The organism is Bacillus sp. OTU530 (genome assembly GCF_038440375.1).
In genome coordinates this window covers 1-301 of sequence record NZ_JASATP010000181.1, presented here as the reverse complement: position 1 = coordinate 301, position 301 = coordinate 1, and the positions used below count along the sequence as shown (strand labels likewise).

Here is a 301-nt window from a genome sequence, read left to right as displayed (position 1 = left end):
AAAAATAAATACTTCAAGAGCTTCCAACCGGGCTTGAACCGGTGACCTCTTCCTTACCATGGAAGTGCTCTACCTACTGAGCTATGGAAGCATGGCTCCGCAAGTAGGATTCGAACCTACGACCTATCGGTTAACAGCCGATTGCTCTACCGCTGAGCTATTGCGGAATATGGTTCATAGTCGTTTCAATAAAAGCTTTTGTTCCAGGTCTCAAAACTGTATAACAGCCTAACAAGGCTAGCCTAGCGACGTCCTACTCTCACAGGGGGAAACCCCCAACTACCATCGGCGCTGAAGAGCT

Annotated in this window: 2 tRNA genes; both read right to left on the bottom strand. The window is 48.2% G+C overall.

Annotation, left to right across the window (positions count from 1 at the left end):
* Window positions 1–18 precede the first annotated feature (18 nt).
* Window positions 19–91: transfer RNA gene (locus AAHB12_RS31535), tRNA-Thr, on the bottom strand.
* Window position 92: 1 nt separating this feature from the next.
* Window positions 93–167, bottom strand: a tRNA-Asn gene (locus AAHB12_RS31530).
* Window positions 168–301: the final 134 nt, after the last annotated feature.